This is a genomic window from Bifidobacterium aquikefiri (genome assembly GCF_002259795.1).
Lineage (GTDB): Bacteria > Actinomycetota > Actinomycetes > Actinomycetales > Bifidobacteriaceae > Bombiscardovia > Bombiscardovia aquikefiri.
The window spans coordinates 158,670-176,599 of record NZ_MWXA01000001.1 but is presented as its reverse complement, the minus strand read 5'-3'; the positions used below and the strand labels follow the sequence as shown (position 1 = coordinate 176,599).

Sequence of the window (17,930 nt, the reverse complement as noted above, 5' to 3'; positions counted from 1 at the left end):
ATAATGCTTGCACCCTACGTATTACCGCGGCTGCTGGCACGTAGTTAGCCGGTGCTTATTCAAAAGGTACACTCACTCACGCTTGCTCCCAATTAAAAGCGGTTTACAACCCGAAGGCCGTCATCCCGCACGCGGCGTCGCTGCATCAGGGTTTCCCCCATTGTGCAATATTCCCCACTGCTGCCTCCCGTAGGAGTCTGGGCCGTATCTCAGTCCCAATGTAGCCGGTCGCCCTCTCAGGCCGGCTACCCGTCAAAGCCTTGGTGAGCCATTACCTCACCAACAAGCTGATAGGACGCGACACCATCTCATACCGCTAACACTTTCCCGAAAATCCATGCGGAAAATCGGAACATCCGGCATTACCACCCGTTTCCAGGAGCTATTCCAGAGTATGAGGCAGGTTAGTCACGCATTACTCACCCGTTCGCCACTCTCACCAAGACGCAAGCGCCTCGGATCCCGTTCGACTTGCATGTGTTAAGCACGCCGCCAGCATTCATCCTGAGCCAGAATCAAACCCTCCACAAAAAAATCATGAAGAGCCAAAAACGACTCTCAAAAATAATTCATATTGACGGATTCGTTCAAAAAAGAACAAACCACACAAAAAAATCGGCAATCATTAAGTCCTCCCAGACACCCAGAACCAAAGCCCCAGGCTCATGCCGAACTGGCAATTAATTGACTATAAAAAGTAGTACAAATACGCTTTTGAGTTCTCAAACCACCACCACACCAACAAGCTTTGTTCTCTCACTTGGAGAAGTCCGCCGTGTTGAGCAGCGAAGTACAAGCCTACTCTCTTTTAGATGGTTTTGCATCTTGGTGGGTACAATAAAGCTGAGAGACGTTGTAAATAAACGTCTCCCTCGGCGTGTCAGATTTTCGCCAATATAGAGCAACCACCAGATCGCTCCAAATCAAAGCAACCCAGAGGATTGAAATTCTTCGTCTGACGGCGTGTCGCCGTCTTCATTATGACCTGCCTACGGTTAACACGATATTTCCATTATTTGAACTCGATACCATGCAGTTCTTGGGAAAAGCGAGTCCATGCAAAGCTCGGAAATCGAGTGGCGCTGCCGTTGCACATACAAAAACTGCAAGGCATAAACACTTACGATGCCAAGCCATGCTTTCACGCTCGCCGAAATAGCGCACGTGGCATCGCAGTAAGCACACGTCATCGTGGTAAGACTTGAGTATGGCTAAAAAGATTGCAGTATTAACAGGTGCAGGCATTTCAACATCTGCAGGCATTCCCGACTTTCGCGGTCCTCATGGTGTGTGGACGAAGCACCCAGAGCAAATGAATGTATATGACATTGATTCCTTTCTTTCGGACAAGGAATCACGCGAATACTCGTGGCGTTGGCAGAAGGAATCTCCCGTCTGGGGAGCACAGCCTGGCATTGCGCATAAGGCTCTGGCAAAACTCGAGCAGGCTGGGCTGCTGACCTTGCTCGCAACTCAGAATTTCGACGCCCTACACGAAAAGGCCGGCAACAGCGACGATGTCATCGTCAATCTTCATGGAAGCATCGGTACATCACACTGCATGAAGTGCGGCGCAGAATATGACACCGCAGACATCATGAACAATCTGGACAACGAACCGGATCCACATTGTCACCGCAAGCTGCCATACAAAGGCAATATGCCATGCAACGGAATCATCAAAACCGATGTCGTGTATTTTGGCCAGGCATTACCAGACGGCGCAATGGAGAAAAGCATGCGGATGGCATCATCCGCAGATGAATTCTGGGCCATCGGTTCCACTCTCGAGGTCTACCCCGCAGCATCACTGGTACCCGTGGCTGCCCAGGCGGGCGTGCCAGTAACGATAATGAACATGGGCCATACCCAATACGATTCAATCGCATCGCGACTGATTCACGATCCGATCCAAAACGCACTACCGAAGCTGGTTGACGAAACCATTGCCGCAGAAACTGCAGCATAAGCGGCAGCCGTCTTACATTTCTGGCTTGCCGGCTCGCCAATATCCCATGAAAGCCACAGCTGAACGTTCAACACCGTATTGCTGCACGATCATGCGACGAAGCGTGCGGATAACCGAAGCTTCACCAGCCATCCATGAGTAGAACGGACGACCAATCGCCGATTCCGGTGCTTCCCAGAGCAACTCCTTATCGACATCCACATCTTCAAGCGCCCTGGATTCAAGTGGAATGGGCTGGGTTGAGGAACCATTCGACAATGCTCTTCTCTGATTGAGCATGGCCTGATTCGTGGCAGCATACGTGCGCATTCGCGTTACCAGACTTGCACCGCGCTCGATTCCCGAATCTTTGGAATCATGGGGATACGACCGAGCCACCCAATCAATGGTAAAGCCCAGCTCTTCTGCGTTGCGGAAGCCCTCGGTCTGGTTCAACGCTGCAATGTCCTCTGGATCAGGGATTTCCAGCAGTGCCGTGCCATGACCATGCCAGGATACATGATGAAGCGAATTCAGAATGCCGCCAATGCCTGGCACCGCTGTCTCATCGCCTACCAGCAATAGATTCTTCGCATCCCCAGGGTGAAAATCAATGCCCTCTGCAGAATGAATGGAATGCTCGTCCGGTCCGATGATGAAGATTTCATCACCCGGCTGTGCCTTTTGAACGAAGGCACCAGCAGGTCCGGGATTCGAGTGCAGCACACAATCAACGGTGAGCTGACGGGACTGCGGGTCGATTGCCCGAATCGTATAGGTTCTCATGGGGTTGCGGTCCTTCGGCGGCAGCGCGCACCACCGCTCCCACCATGAACCTTGTTGGATGGCCTGCGGCGAACACATGTCAGGGTCACCCCAACGATTGCCTTCGAGCGGCAGCAGAAGTTTGATTCTCTGATCGAAACCGTCCGTGCCGAAATCGACGAGATCATCACCTTCGAACACCAGTCTGATGAAGCTCGGCGAAAGCTGGATGCGTTGTGCTACATGGACGCGATACGGCCTTGCTCCTGGCCGATCATCCTTGTCAATCTCATGGCGTGATGCACTAACTGCATTCATAGTTTCTCCTTCTCAAGGATTTCGCGCTTTGGCCCTAAAGCATGGCGTGAATCGGCGATAATCATAGGCGTTTTGCTTTCGGGATCCTGAATGATGCGCACATCCATACCGAATACTCGTCTGATTACATCTGGCGTAATGACTTCACTCGGAGTGCCAAAGGTGTCGCAGGTTCCATCTTTCATGGCAAGGATCCAGTCGGCGTATCGCGCTGCCAGATTGATATCGTGAATGACCATGATAATGATGATTCCATCGATTGCATTTAAATCGGCAAGCAAGTCGAGAACTTCAAGCTGGTAGGCAACATCCAGGTACGTGGTCGGTTCATCGAGAAGAACAATATCGGTATCTTGAGCCAATGTAAGAGCAATCCACGCACGCTGACGCTGACCTCCAGAAAGCTGGTCAACACTGCGATCCGCGAAGTCACTCATATGAGTGACTTCGAGAGCGTGCTCAACGGCGTCCTGATCCTGCCGTGACCAGTGTGACCCAAATCTGTGATAGGGATATCTACCGCGTGAAACCAGATCGAAAACCGTGATGCCATCAGGTGCGATGGGCGATTGTGGCAATATTCCCAACTGCGTGGCGACGCGTTTGGTGGGAAGTTTTGCAATATCGTGGCCGTTGAGAATGACTGTGCCTCCCTGCGGCTTCACCAGGCGGGCCAAAGCGCGCAGGAAGGTTGACTTGCCGCAGCCATTCGCACCGATAATTGCGCCTATCTGCCCACCATGAGCATCAAGATCGACCCCATTGACGGCCAGATGCGTGCCGTAGGCGACACTGATCTTCTGCGCCGAAAGGCTTGCCGACTGAGACTGTTGCTGTCCATGGTTCAACGGATCCGTTGGAATCTCCGGTAACTTCATAGCTGTGACTCCTTCCGCATGGAAAAGTACATAAGCACGACAAGAACAGGTCCGCCAATAACGCTGGTGACCACGCCGACTGGGAATTGTGTACCGGTTGCATGCTGCGCAATGACATCAGAGCCAAGCACGAGGCAAGATCCCACCAAACCGGATGTGGCAATCGCAGAGGAACCTGAATGAATCAGGCGCACAGCGATTGGTCCGGCGAGGAAAGACACGAATGCAATAGGACCAACAGCACTGGTCGCAATGGAGAGCATCAGCACAGCAATGATGACAATCGCAGCTCGTGAAAGACCAACCTTCACACCAAGCCCGGCCGCGACATCGTCCCCAAGGCGCAGCATATCGAGCTGACGACTTAACGGCATGACGGCGATCAGGCCAATGGCGAGCGTAATCATGGTAATGATCACATATGTCCAATCCGAGTCGGCAAGACTGCCGGTTAGCCAGCGTGATGCGGACTGAATATCCCACTGGTCAGCTCGAATCAGCATCCACGAGCCGATAGCGTTGAGCATGGCTCCGATGGCAATACCAACCAATACCAAACGCTGAGGGGCAAATCCATGATGGAAGGTCAGCAAGGCGACGACAATCGCTGTGGTGAGACCGCCAACGATGGCGAAGGCACTGAGTTCCAGACCTGAAATGCCGAGAACGACAATACCGAAAACAGCTGCCGTATTCGCACCTTCTGTAATGCCGATGATATCTGGACTGGCAAGCGGATTATGCAGCAACCGCTGAAAGCTGGCTCCAGCCATGCCGAACAGCGCACCACAGGCAAAAGCCGTCAAGGCTCGCGGCAGTCTGAGCTCACCTATCACGAAGGTGATGCCGGAAGGAGCACGGCTCGCGATGACATCCATCACATCAGTGAATGAGTACAGGGAGTCTCCAAAGATGATGTCAATATAGAGAAGCACCAGGGCAAGAATGAACAGTGAGACAATCACCATCACTGCACGTTTGAATGATGCTCGGAGAGCAACGGACTTTTCGTCGTTTGTTTGGTTCATGATATCTGCCTTCAAACCTGACGAAGCATTCGTCCGCGGGCAAGAATAATGAAGAATGGAGCACCGATGATGGCGGTGACAATGCCAACTTCGACATCGGAGGGACGTGTGAGAACACGGCCTATGATATCGGCGGCAAGCAGCAAGATTGGTCCGAGAACTGCTGAAGCGGCGAGAATGTGGCGATAATCCGAACCGACAAGCAGCCGCGCAGCATGGGGAACAACCAGACCGACGAATCCGATTGGTCCTGCCAAGGATGTTGTTCCGGCCGAGAGCAACACAGCTGCAATCCAAGCAACACCGCGGGTAAATTTCACTCGACTTCCCAGACCCTCTGCGAGTTCATCGCCCATGGCAAGGGCATTGATACCTGGAATTGTAAGGAGCGCAAGAGTCAGGCCACCTATGAGCATGGGAAGCACAGGAACCATCAAGGCAAACCGTGCTCCTGAAAGACCGCCTACCTGCCAGAAACGATAGGTTGAAATCACCTGAATGCGAGGAAGCAGAATGGCTGAGGTGAGTGAGGAAAGCATGGCGGTCACGACCGCTCCGGCAAGCGTAAGCTTCAGAATAGTTGCACCGCTTGGACCCATTGAACCGAGCAGCCACACGGCAAGAGCCGCAATTGCTGAGCCGATCAGAGCCACCCAGATAAACTGCTTTGGAGTGTTCAAGCCGAAAAATGCCATGGATACAACTATGGCGAATGCCGCTCCGCTGTTCAATCCCAGAATTGAGGGGTCTGCAAGAGGATTTCTCGTCATGCCCTGCATCAGGGTTCCAGCAACAGCGAGCGCGACCCCCGCAAGAATTCCAAGTATCGTTCGAGGAACACGTAATCTTGCCGCTGCTGCTGAAACGCTGGAATCAGCTGGGTCTGAAAATGCGTGAAACACCTCATTCAAGGGTATGGTTCGAGAACCAATTGCGACAGACACCAGGCTTAAAATCACGAGTGTGACACATCCCAAGCAGAGGAATAGCATCAGATGGCCATTCCTTGATCTCGACACGGTATTCATTCCCCATTCACTGTCTCATCTACGTGCCTCGAAGCACATGTGGCACTCCATCATTCCAGAACAACAGGCAGAGCACCGATCGAGGCCGCAAACGCTCATCAGATTGTATCCGCTGCCTTCGAAAGGAGTCCGACATATTGATCCACGGTTGCAGGGATCGAAAGCGATGATGGTGCAATTGCCGATTCCAGGGCAGAATTGGTATCTATGACCACGACGGATCCACGCTTGACCGCAGGGATCTTGCCGATAAGGGGATCCGCCTGCAGCGTCTTGAGAGTCGAGCTATCGCCGTATGTGACGATGATGTCTACGTCGTTGAGCTCATCAACATTCTCACTGGAAATATCCTTATAGAAGGATTTGGTGCTGGCGGAGATCTTCTTCACTGATGCCGGCGTCTTGAGTCCGAGATCGTTGAGGAATTCAGGACGCGTATCGAGCGTGGTGTAGACACTGACAGTCGAGAGCTTGGTGGTATCGAAATACATGACCGCAGCCGTCTTGCCCTTGATGTTCGGCTTGGCGTCGACAGCTTTCTTGATTGCAGCCTCATCATTGGCGAGCACCTGCTTGCCCTTGTTTTGCATGTTCAGTGCCTTCGCTGCAATGGTGACGACGTCGCGCCAAGGTGTTGCCCATGCTTCCTTCGGGTAGGCCAGGGTTGGAGCAATCTTGCTCAAGGTCTGGTATTGCTGCTTGGTGATGCCGGATTGTGTCGCTACGATCAGGTCTGGGTTGCTGGATGCAATGGCCTCAGTATCAATGCTGTCTGATTCATCATGCAATTTGGGTGCCTTGCTGCCGGTCCCGCCAAGCTCCTTCAACTTTGCGGAAGTCCAGCTGTACATGCCGTTCTGTGCATCGCCGTCTGACATCTTAGGCATATCAACGGGGATTACACCGAGTGAAAGCACTGCGTCATAGGTTGTCCATCCAACGGTTGAGATACGAGTTGGCTTGCTCTTGAGCGTGACCGAACCATAAGCATTCCTGATGGTAACTGGATATCCGCTTGTGGAGCCGGAGTCGCTTGAAGACAAGGCATTCCCAGCTGACCCGCATGCTGCTGTCAACCCTAAGCCCAGTGCCATGATTCCTGCCATGATCAATCTCGACGATCTCGTGGCACGATTCATTCTGCCTGGTTTGACGGTGGAATCGTAGTGATTCATCTCAGTTTCCTCGCACGAATTACCAGTGAAATGTGCTTGGTCTGCCAGCGACATCAACGGCCCCTCTCTCTGTATTATCTTTTCAAAGTCTTCGGTTTCGCGAAAACTGCGTGTGCACGAAACTGCCGAAGACACCCCGTGAGGTGCCTTGTCATGGATTGTATGGAAAAGTTGTCCACAATCCTTCTGCACCTGCAATCTAGCAAATATGTTGCGCTTCCAACAGTCTTGATTTTTTGTTGCAAGCGGGGTAAAGCGGTTGCTCGTGGGAGTGGGAGTAGGCCTGGAGCATGTTGATCGGCGGATTGTATGAGCATCCGTCTCAAGTCTTGACATCATGCGGGTGTCGTGGCTGATATGTGGTTCATAATATGAGACATGCAATCTGAACAAATTGAGACGTTTCTCTCCAGAAACCATGTTGAAGATCTGAATCAGGCGGTGCAACGGCTTTCGGGAACCGTTCGTCATACGGACATTATTCCTTCACAGATTTTGAGCGAGATGAGCGGTTTCTCAATCAACCTGAAACCTGAGAACCTGCAGCGCACAGGGTCGTTCAAGATTCGTGGCGCATACAACAAGATTGCGTCACTGTCACAAAGTCAGCTCGACAAGGGCATCATCACCGCTTCGGCAGGCAACCATGCACAGGGAGTCGCATACGCGGCTCGCGAGCGCGGAGCGAAGGCCACTATCGTAATGCCACAGATCACTCCGCCACTCAAGGTGGATGCGACGCGAGCCTATGGAGCCGATGTGGTGCTCGAAGGCACCGTATTCGATGAAAGCTTTGCATATGCTGTCAGTCAGGCGGAAGACAACGACATCACCTTTGTTCATCCCTTCGATGATTATGACGTCATCTGTGGGCAAGGCACCATTGCCTTGGAAATACTCAACGATGTACCTGACGTAACTGACATCGTCGTACCAATGGGGGGCGGCGGTCTGGCTGCAGGCATTGCCATGGCCGTGAAGAATTTCAAGCCGGATGTGCATGTGATTGGTGCGACTCCGGAAGGTTCTCCCGCCTGGCATGACTCATTTGCCGCAGGACACGTGGTTGAAGCCACAAGCGTGAATACCTCTGCAGAAGGCGTTGCCGTTAAAAGACCAGGCGATCTGACCTTCAGCCTGCTGAATCGATATCTCGATGATCTCGTCATGGTGAGCGAGCGCGACATTTCCGAGATGATCCTCCTGATGCTTGAGAAACACAAGCTGGTTGTTGAGGCTGCCGGCGCTGTTGCTCTGGCTGCATTGAACCGGCTCTCCACAAGCCAGGTCTTCCAATCGGCACCGGGCAAGCATGTGATTGTCCCCATCCTCTCGGGAGGGAACATTGACACCGTCACGATTGGGGCAGTCATTCAGCGCAGTATGATTTCGCGCGGAAGAATCATGCAGTTTGGGGTGGAGCTACCTGATGTGCCAGGGCAATTGGCAGCCATTGCCAATCTTCTTGCAACGCTTCGAGCCAATGTTATTGAACTCAACCATGATCAGTTCAAGGCTTCGGGACATTATCGCAACGGTGTACTGCTCGAGGTGACGGTCGAAACGAATGGACCGGATCATATTGCACTGATTCTGGATACGCTGCGCACGAAAGGCTTCCGAGTGAGGCAGGAATACTGATTGTTGATGGCTTTTTCGACTGTGCACTCGCTCATTGTGAACTTCGCGATGTATAAACACAGATTTTTGGCTTCTTCATCTGCCAATGAAACCATCTGCGAGCATTTATACTTTGATAAGTTCACAATGAACAAAATACTCGGCTAAACGCGGTAGACAAAGGCCTCCCAAGGGGAAAGTCGACCTGTAACGAGTGCTGTGGCAGAGTGATCCGCCGAATAGTTGCTGATGAGCACGCGATCCTGATCAATCATGCCTTCCGCAACGATCGACCATGAAGGATCAAGGCCGATTGTTTTCGCTGTCTCGGGCGGAATCTGCGCTGTTCGACTCGTGAGATTAGCTATTACGACAATACGATCAACATCCTCAGAACCATGTGATACTCCATCGGCATGACCCGGCATATCGATTATGGGAATCGATCGGGTGAACGCATACACGCGCTGATCATCTGCGTCAAGCAGCGTGAAGTCTCCTGCGGCGACGACTGGATCGCTATGACGCAAGTGAATCATTTCCTTGTAGAAGGTAAGCACGGAATTCGGATTGCGCTGATCATTACGAACATTGATGTATTGCTTGTTGATGTTCACCGGAAGCCACGGGTGCTTATCACCGTTTGGACTCATAAATCCGGCATAACGGCTGCCATCCCATTGCATTGGCGTACGCGCATTGTCTCGGCTACGGCGACCGAGTGCATCAATCATCTGATCATGGGTGGAAAGATGCATGGAAAGCACGCGCACGCGATAGAGATCGAGAGATTCTATATCGCGATATTGGTCAAGTGCAGTGAATCCGGCATTGGTCATGCCAAGCTCCTCGCCTTGATACACATATGGGGTACCACGATGCATATGCAGTATGAGCCCAATGGCCTTCGCTGAGTACCGTCGAAGATCGTCGCTGGATGTATCTCCCCACCGTGAGACGACCCTGGGCTGATCATGATTATTAAAGAAGAGACTGCTCCAGCCCACGTCTTTCACTGCACTCTGAGCGCGGGTCATGATCTGTTTGAGAGGCACGATGTTCAAAGGCAGAGGATTCCACTTACTGCCATTCTCGTCGAACTCAACATGTCTGAAAAGGAAGAGCATGTCGAGTTCGCCGTTGGCTGGATCGGTGATATGTCTATCTCTATCCGGCGAAATGCCTGGGGCTTCACCTACTGTCAACGTGCCGTCACGTCCGTCGAAGACCTCGCGACGCATCTGTGAAAGAAACTCATCGAGTCTTGGCCCATCGGCTGCGACCTTCTGCGAATTGGCGTACCCATCTTCGCCTGGCTCGCCGTCAGGGAGCGTGCCGTCTTCGAGAACGGGCTTCGAGATCAGGGTGATGACATCCATGCGGAAGCCATCGATGCCACGGTCCATCCACCAGTTCATCATATCGAAGATGGCCTGCCGCACATTCGGATTCTCCCAGTTCAGATCAGGCTGCTTGGGTGAGAATGAGTGCAGATAGTATTCGCCGCGGTCTGAGTCGAATTCCCACGCCGAACCCCCGAAATCAGAACCCCAATTATTGGGCTCAGCGCCAGGAGTTCCAGGAACATGCCCCTCCTTCGGCGGACGCCACCAATACCAATCGGTATATCCATCAATGCTCCTGCGGGAGGCCTGGAACCATGCATGTTGATCAGAGGTATGGTTCACCACCAGATCCATGATGATTTTCATGCCGCGCTCGTGGACTCCCGCAATCAGATCGTCCATGTCGTAAAGGTTGCCGAAAACAGGATCGATGGCACGATAATCCGAAATATCGTAACCATTGTCGTCCTGGGGAGATTTAAATACGGGACTCAGCCAGATGACGTCGATACCTAAATCCGCAAGATAATCCAGGCGCGAGGTGATGCCGGGGATATCGCCCACGCCATCACCATTGGAGTCCTGAAAGCTTCTTGGATATATCTGATACACGACGGCATTCGTCCACCAAGGGTTAGGCGTCTCACCATTCGTACGGATTGAATCCGGAAGATATATGCGCTGCTCGTCAGTCATATCCCTCATCTCATAACGGCTTTAGCAACCTGGCATTACTGTCGAAAGTGGCGCAACGAATCCACTGACGGAATCTCTTCCACATGGACCCATTGCGTCACATAACGAAACAACGACAATAGTAGATGCTACAGACTGTATAAAGCCATAGTTTTACGAGATTTCGCACTGCAAGAACAGTGCTCTAGCATGATGGCGATTTCTCCTCACACAATCATCACTCGCGGGTGGCATCTGACTCAGCTGCAAGATACCCAAGCAGCCTCTGAACAGATGCAGAATTCAGAAGTCGAGAATGAGCGCGTGTGATTCCTGCACCAACCTTGATGCTCCACGAGTTCTCAGGCATGACTGCGAACATGGTCTCGTCCGTCGAGTCATCGCCAGCGGCAAGCATGAAGTCATAGTCTCCGCTCTCAATAATCGGAGATACAGCCTGGCCCTTGCTCACGGCAACTGGGCAGACCTCAACGACCTTGGAATTTTCCATGACCATCAACCCGAGCTTACCGGTGATTGCGCGAAGCTTTTCGAGCAGTTTCACACGCTCATCATTCGCCTTGTGCTGATCACTCAGACGATAATGCCAAGCCATGGCATCATCCTTGTGCTCGATAAACGATTTCGCGAGAGCCTCGACTGATTCCTGCATAATTGGCCCGATCTGCCTCTTCCACTCTTCTGCGTCAGGCAGACCTTCGAGGCGAGTCCACTTGCGACCCTCATTGGCATCCTCCCTGGACTCATAGTCACTTCGCCAGACCCCATGCTCTGCAATCAGACTGACTGGCAGGTCGCCAAACCATTCATCCATGGTTTCATGTGAACGCCCGGAAACAATCACGAGATTTACCGCCGAATCCGAAGCAACGTGTCGAATCAGAGCGCGCAGACCATGCGTAGGCTTTGCGCGCTCTGGTGTACGAACGAGCGGTGTGAGCGTGCCATCATAGTCCAGCAGCAACAAACGCTTCTTGGCACCATCCCACTGCTCCATGATGACGTTGCGTTGATCCATACGCAGACGTTTATCAGCAAGGCTGGAATCGGCAACCTGTGCAAGTGAAGCCAAAAACCCGGTACACCATGTAGCTGCTGTTCTGAACTTCAAACGTGCCTGCATGGCAATGTTGCGACGCCTTGACTCCTCGTTCGAGATTTCCAGTGCCTCGTGGAGCGCCTCACACACGGCAGAGGTGTCATATGGATTGACAATGAAAGCTTGATCCAATTCGCGAGCCGCACCGCACATATCAGAAAGCACCAATGCTCCTGCGCGACCATCGTGACAAGCCAGGTATTCCTTTGCCACGAGATTCATGCCGTCTCGAAGCGGTGTCACCAAAGCGACATCTCCGGCAGCATAGATACCGCACACAGGCTTGATCGGCAGTGAGCGGGTGATGTAGTGGATGGGATTCCATGAAAGCAGCGAGTATTTACCGTTGATCTGGCCGACCAGCTGGTCGACTTGCTCCTTCAAACGCTTATATGTTGGAACGTTTTCACGCGACGGGGTTGCCAACAGATAGTAAGTAACGTGTCCAATCCATTCCGGATATTTGTCGAGCATCTGCTCAAAGGCGCGCAAGCGTTCTGGAATGCCCTTGGTATAGTCGAGCCGATCAATGGAAACAATGACCTTGTTCGGCTTCGGACTGTTGGCAGCAGCCGAATTTGCCAGAGCCAGCTCTGGCAGGTCTTCGCGCGAATAATGGCTCCACCATGCGCCTTCCTTGGTAGAGGCCTCGGTCGCCGCATTACTTTCTGCAGTCAACGATGTCGCATAGCGTTGAACGGTTCGTTTGCCACATACCGCTTCTATACCTCTGCGCATTTCCGTCGCGAGATTGGAACGCGAGGTCCTGCGATAAAGATTGTAGTCAATGCCAATCGGGAATGCGTCGATGGTGCTCCTACGACCATCCTCCATCTCGATATGACCTTGTTCATCCACATCCTTATCAAGCAGAAGCTTGACTGAGGCATTAAAACTATGCGCGTAGTCAACAGTGTGGAAACCAACCAGATCAGCTCCCAGAATTCCGTTGAGAATATCACGGCTCCATGGCAGCGAGCGGAAAATTTCCGGACTGGGAAATGGAACATGCAAAAACCAGCCGATGGATGCCTCCGGAAAACGCTTGCGCAGCATCTGAGGAAGAAGCATCAGATGATAATCCTGAATCCAGATGGTGTCGCCCTTATGAATGAGCGGAGCAACCTTGTCTGCGAACTTCTTGTTCACGGCCGTATAGATTTTGAATGTCTCTTCGTCAAAATTTGCCTGATGAGCGAAATCGTGAAGCAACGGCCACAAAGTATCATTGGAGAAACCCGCGTAGTAACCCTTGACCTCTGATTTCCTGAGGAAGATCGGTACACAGCGCCGTTGCGAGAACTCCTTCTTGATGCTTTCGATTTCCGATTTTGTGTGATTGGATGCATCGATGCCACTCCAACCAACCCAGATGCTATCGCGATGCGCCTTATGATATGGACCGATCGCCGTTGCCAGACCACCGACATTCTGCCTCAATGTAAATGTTTTGTCTTGGGTCTCTTCCATCGAAAAAGGCAGTCGATTTGAAACTATTATGAGTCTTGACATGAAAATCCTCCCCGGTTGCCGGTGGAAATAGCCCCATCCAGCTGCTCAATGTGAGCTTCTCGTGTTTGAGTCCTTCTCAAGTTAAGCTATAGCACATCGCAATCTCGGGTTGAGAGACATCTGGTAAAGGACACGCCAAATCCCGTGCCGAACTATCAACATTGAACACCGCGCAGCAATCAATGCGGCGCTGCACCGGAAGCGCAATCCAGGCTGAGCGACGAACTCGATGAGACTCAGCCTGGAGCTTTGCAAAACCCTAACAATCAAGCACTTTCACATTCAGAGGGTGTAGATGAAACCTTCCCAAGGAGAAAGCGATCCTGTGAGCAATGATGCCGCTGTCTGCTCTGCAGAGTACGTGCTGAGCACCACATTATCCGAATTGATTCCGCCCATAGAAGAGAGTGTCGAAGAAGATGCATCGACTCCCAGCAACTTTGCAGTCTGCTCTGGAAGACGTGAAGACTGCGATGATACGTTCACGACGACCAGCATCTTGCCTTGATCATTGGTGTTTCCCGGAAGAGAGCGTGTAAACGCATAGACATTGGGATCATCTGCATCGAGAAGATCCCATTCTCCGGCGGAAACAAGCACATTGGAGTGACGCAAAGCGATGAGCTGCCTATAGAATGCAAGAACAGAGTTGTCATCCTTACCCTCACGCTGTGCGTTGATCACATCGTGGTTGGGATTGACGGATATCCATGGCTCGGTTGGAGCATACGAGGCTGTAAAACCTGCATATTTGGTCGAATCCCATTGCATAGGGGTACGCGCATTATCTCGACCCATCACCCCCATCGCATGAAGCATGGATTCGGAGGACTGCACTTTTGCCTCCACGACACGTTGACGATATAGGTCAAGGGACTCAATGTCTCGATATTGATCAAGCTTGGTGAAACCAGCATTCGTCATGCCCAGTTCTTCACCCTGATAGATGTAGGGCGTGCCGCGATGCATGTGAAGAAGCAGACCAAGCGCCTTTGCAGACCGGGAACGCAGCTCTTCGGTTGACGTGTCTCCCCACCGCGAAACCACCCGAGGCTGATCATGATTATCGAAATACAAGCTTGCCCAGCCGGCCTTGCGAACTGCTTCCTGCTGATTTGACATGACGGTTCGCAATTTTTTTACTTCAAACGGCAAGACATCCCACTTCGAAGCACCTTGGTCAATGCCGACCTGCTCAAAGAGAAATAGCATATCCAATTCTTTATTCTCAGGATCAGTTATATCCCCAGTTCTTGCAGCCTTCAGCCCTGGTGCCTCACCAACAGTGAGGTATCCTTCTCGTTTGCTGAATACTTCGCGCCGCATTTCCTTAAGAAATTCTTCAAGTCTGGGACCATCACAGCAGAATACGGATGGGTCTGAGAAACCTTCCGGACCAACGGGATTATCTTCCAACTGACTTCCCGCCTCGCCGGGCAGACGGCCATGTGCATCCATGAATTTAGAAATCAAGACGATGACATCCATGCGGAATCCGTCGATGCCACGATCCATCCACCAATTCATCATGGCGTATACCGCATTGCGAACTGCTGGATTTTCCCAGTTCAGATCGGGCTGCTTGCGGGAGAACTGATGGAAGTAATACTGCCCGCGCTCCTCGTCGTATTCCCACGCAGAACCGCCGAAGTAGGATCCCCATGCGTTGGGCTCGGCACCTGGTTCTCCAGGAGTTGCTCCGGGACGGGCGTCACGCCACCAGTACCAGTCTGCATGCTCATCGTTGCGATCACGCGAAGCTTGGAACCAGGCGTGCTCATCAGAAGTATGGTTCACCACCAGATCCATGACAATCTTGATGCCACGATGATGTGCCTGAGCAATTAGCTCATCCATGTCATCCAAGGTACCGAACATTGGATCGATGTCTTGATAGTCAGAGATGTCGTATCCGTTGTCGTCCTGAGGAGACCTATATACAGGGCTGAGCCAGATTACATCTACGCCAAGTTCCTGCAGATAATCAAGGCGCGAAGTAATGCCTGGAATGTCGCCCAATCCATCACCATTTGAATCCTGGAAACTTCTTGGATAAATCTGATACACCACGGCGTTGGTCCACCAAGGGTTCGGGGTTTCACCATTCGTACGAGTCGAATCCGATATAAAGACACGCTGTTGTGTAGTCATTCCACTCACTTTCCTTACTTGACTTGAGATTTTGGACATTAAAAAGGGGAACTGCTCAATTTTTGTCGCCTACAGCAATGCAACCCTCTGAGCATTCGTAAAGTAGAAACGGTGAAGGCTCGGAATATTCATGATCGCACAGCACTGGGCGCAAAAATCGATTGGTACCCCTTGCGGTTAATTACTATTGTCGGGTGGGAAGGTAGTATCCGCTGATTATTGTGCTACGCACAATCTTCGCAGCCAGTAACCGCGGAGCGGTTAGCTTCGCAGGCTTAGGGCTGCTCACCGAGCCTACGCAGCATAACCCAACAGGAACACATCATCCACGCTGATTATTGTGCTACGCACAATCTTCGCAGCCTTAGGGCTGCTCACGGCGCCTATGAACAGCCCACCGGGCTGTTCATTTGACGGCTCCAGCAATTTGGGACCCGCCTTAAGGGCGGGACTCAATATTTCCTCACGGCCTGTGGAGGCCGTTCGGCGCGGTCAAGCAAAGAGCCTACTAGGCTCTTTGCTATTTGACCGCGCCGCGCATTACTCCGGAAATTACCCAGCGCTGGGCGAAGATGTAGACGATGAGGATTGGAGCCATGGCCATCAGATAGCTGGCAAAGGCCATCGGGTAGTTTGTCGCGAACTGCGAGCTGAAGACATACTGCGCCAGAGGAATCGTCTGATTCGACTGATCGGTCAGCACAATCAACGGCAGAAGGAAGTCGTTCCATGCCCAGAGTGCAGTCAGAATGGCAATGGTCGCATTGATAGGTCCCATCAATGGGAAGATAATCTTCCAGAAGATACGCCATGTGCTTGCACCGTCAATTCTTGCAGCTTCTTCCAAAGACACAGGAATCGAACGAATGAATCCCGTCGCGATAAAGAGGTTCGTACCTAGACCCAGAACCGTGTAGAGCAGAATCAGACCAAGCTGATTATCCAGATGCCAGCTACCGAACTGCTTTGCGATGGGGAGCATGACAACGGGGAAGGGAACGAACATAGCTGCGATGAAGAAGTAATAGAGGAAGCGGAAGAAGCGCTTGTCCATATTTCTTGCAATTGCATACGCCACAAAGGTATTCGTGAAGAGGGTCAATACCACGGCGGCAACCGTGATGATAGCCGAGTTCAACGCAGCCTTCGGGTAGTTTACCTTCGCCGATGCATCAGCGAAGTTATGCCATTCCCAGGTTGTTGGCAGACCGAAGCCACCGGCTTCCGCTGGAGTCTTCAACGCGGTGATGATGGTGAAATACAGCGGAATCAGAATGGTCAGCGACAGCACGGCAACAGCTGCGGTGAGCCACCAGTTCACGTGATGGCGGCTATGCCACTGTGAATCAGTCTTCGTGGTTTGTTTACCTTCCGAGCCTGAATTCGAAATCGTTACAGAAGTCATATCAGATCTTCTCCTTGTTACCGAAGAACTTCAGCTGAATGAACGCGATGATTGCGAGGACGATGAAGAACAGTACCGCGTTGGCGGTCTCATATGCGTACTCTCCACCGGTCAGGCCGTTCGTATAAATAAGGTAGGTAACCGTTTCCGTAGATGAATCAGGGCCACCTTGAGTCAATGCCATAACCTGATCGAAGGTTCCGAATGCGTTCTTCATGCTCAGCACAAGGTTGATGGTGAAGAACGGTCCGATGAGTGGGAAGGTGATCTGCCAGAAGCGCTGCCATGGATTGACACCGTCAATGGAAGCTGCCTCATAAATCTCGTCATCAATAGTCTGCAGACCGGCAAGATAAATCAATGTTGAGTATGCAACGCTCTGCCATACGGCAAGGAACACGATGGGAACCCATGCATAACGCTCGCTGGTGAGCAAGGACTGCGAAAGCCAGCTGATGTGCAGCGCCTGCCCAAGCGCCGGAAGCGGTGTCATGAAGATGTACTTGAAGACATAGCCGATAACCAGCACTGCAAGGGTGTAAGGAATGAAGAAGATTGCTCTGAAGCCATTCTTGAAGAGAATCTTGCCATTCAACGCAACGGCCAGGAACATTGCAATCAGGTTCACCAGAATCGTGATCAGCACGGAAATCAGGAAGGTGAACAGATACGCATGCCCGACACGATTATCGATGAACAGCGCGAAGTAGTTCTTCAGGCCGATGAACTTGGATTGCCCATATCCTTGCGAATTTGTGAATGAGTAGCCAACACCCTGAATGAATGGAACATACAGGAACACTGCAAATATCACTGCAGCGGGAACAGCCATCCAATAGTAGGCGTGATCCACCTTACGCTTTGAAAAAGCACTTTTGCGCTTCTTGCCTGGCTTGCCCGTTTGGGAAGCCGAACTAGATACCGGAACATTCGTCATTGCCGGTGATTGTGCATTTGCCAT

The 17,930-nt window shown here is 51.9% G+C and carries 12 protein-coding genes and 1 rRNA gene; 2 read left to right on the top strand and 11 right to left on the bottom strand.

Annotation, left to right across the window (positions count from 1 at the left end):
- Positions 1-531 (bottom strand): 16S ribosomal RNA (locus BAQU_RS00790); the annotation flags it as partial.
- A 676-nt stretch (positions 532-1,207) separates the two neighbouring features.
- Between BAQU_RS00790 and BAQU_RS00785 the strand changes: the two genes are divergently transcribed.
- A complete protein-coding gene (locus BAQU_RS00785) occupies positions 1,208-1,969 on the top strand; it encodes a Sir2 family NAD-dependent protein deacetylase (RefSeq protein ID WP_094692166.1) in 762 nt (253 codons plus the stop codon).
- Between the two features lie 12 nt (positions 1,970-1,981).
- On the opposite strand, the gene BAQU_RS00780 is transcribed toward BAQU_RS00785, so the two are convergent.
- The 5 genes from BAQU_RS00780 to BAQU_RS00760 all read right to left on the bottom strand — a co-directional run bounded on the left by BAQU_RS00780 (position 1,982) and on the right by BAQU_RS00760 (position 7,140).
- Positions 1,982-3,031, bottom strand: a complete 1,050-nt coding sequence (locus BAQU_RS00780) for a siderophore-interacting protein (protein WP_094692165.1) — start codon at positions 3,029-3,031, stop codon at positions 1,982-1,984.
- Complete coding sequence (locus BAQU_RS00775) at positions 3,028-3,909, bottom strand: ABC transporter ATP-binding protein (protein WP_094692164.1); 882 nt, start codon at positions 3,907-3,909, stop codon at positions 3,028-3,030. The genes BAQU_RS00780 and BAQU_RS00775 overlap by 4 nt, the downstream gene beginning before the upstream one ends.
- Positions 3,906-4,937 carry a FecCD family ABC transporter permease gene (locus BAQU_RS00770; RefSeq protein WP_094692163.1) on the bottom strand — a complete coding sequence of 344 codons (1,032 nt, stop codon included), beginning with the start codon at positions 4,935-4,937 and terminating at the stop codon, positions 3,906-3,908. Before BAQU_RS00770 ends, BAQU_RS00775 begins: the two co-directional genes overlap by 4 nt.
- Before the next feature lie 11 nt (positions 4,938-4,948).
- Positions 4,949-5,965 (bottom strand): FecCD family ABC transporter permease, encoded by a 1,017-nt coding sequence (locus BAQU_RS00765; protein WP_211277058.1) that lies wholly within the window; start codon positions 5,963-5,965, stop codon positions 4,949-4,951.
- 98 nt (positions 5,966-6,063) lie between these two features.
- Entirely contained in the window at positions 6,064-7,140 is a 1,077-nt protein-coding gene (locus BAQU_RS00760) for an iron-siderophore ABC transporter substrate-binding protein (RefSeq protein ID WP_158215594.1), read from the bottom strand.
- Between the two features lie 378 nt (positions 7,141-7,518).
- On the opposite strand from BAQU_RS00760, the gene ilvA reads away from it, so the two are divergent.
- Positions 7,519-8,781, top strand: a complete 1,263-nt coding sequence (ilvA, locus tag BAQU_RS00755) for a threonine ammonia-lyase (RefSeq protein WP_094692161.1) — start codon at positions 7,519-7,521, stop codon at positions 8,779-8,781.
- A gap of 143 nt (positions 8,782-8,924) precedes the next feature.
- Here ilvA and BAQU_RS00750 read toward each other — a convergent pair whose 3' ends face one another.
- The 5 genes from BAQU_RS00750 to BAQU_RS00730 all read right to left on the bottom strand — a co-directional run bounded on the left by BAQU_RS00750 (position 8,925) and on the right by BAQU_RS00730 (position 17,906).
- The gene (locus BAQU_RS00750) at positions 8,925-10,802 is read right to left on the bottom strand and encodes an alpha-glucosidase (RefSeq protein ID WP_094692160.1); all 1,878 of its coding nucleotides are present in this window, start codon (positions 10,800-10,802) and stop codon (positions 8,925-8,927) included.
- A 217-nt stretch (positions 10,803-11,019) separates the two neighbouring features.
- Positions 11,020-13,413: a trehalose-phosphatase gene (gene otsB, locus BAQU_RS00745; RefSeq protein WP_094692159.1), complete on the bottom strand. Its 2,394-nt coding sequence runs from the start codon at positions 13,411-13,413 to the stop codon at positions 11,020-11,022.
- Positions 13,414-13,695: 282 nt separating this feature from the next.
- On the bottom strand, positions 13,696-15,564 hold the full coding sequence (locus BAQU_RS00740) for an alpha-glucosidase (protein ID WP_094692158.1): 1,869 nt from the start codon (positions 15,562-15,564) through the stop codon (positions 13,696-13,698).
- Positions 15,565-16,084: 520 nt separating this feature from the next.
- Complete coding sequence (locus tag BAQU_RS00735; RefSeq protein ID WP_094692157.1) at positions 16,085-16,969, bottom strand: carbohydrate ABC transporter permease; 885 nt, start codon at positions 16,967-16,969, stop codon at positions 16,085-16,087.
- Between the two features lies 1 nt (position 16,970).
- The gene (locus BAQU_RS00730) at positions 16,971-17,906 is read right to left on the bottom strand and encodes a carbohydrate ABC transporter permease (RefSeq protein WP_094692183.1); all 936 of its coding nucleotides are present in this window, start codon (positions 17,904-17,906) and stop codon (positions 16,971-16,973) included.
- Positions 17,907-17,930: the final 24 nt, after the last annotated feature.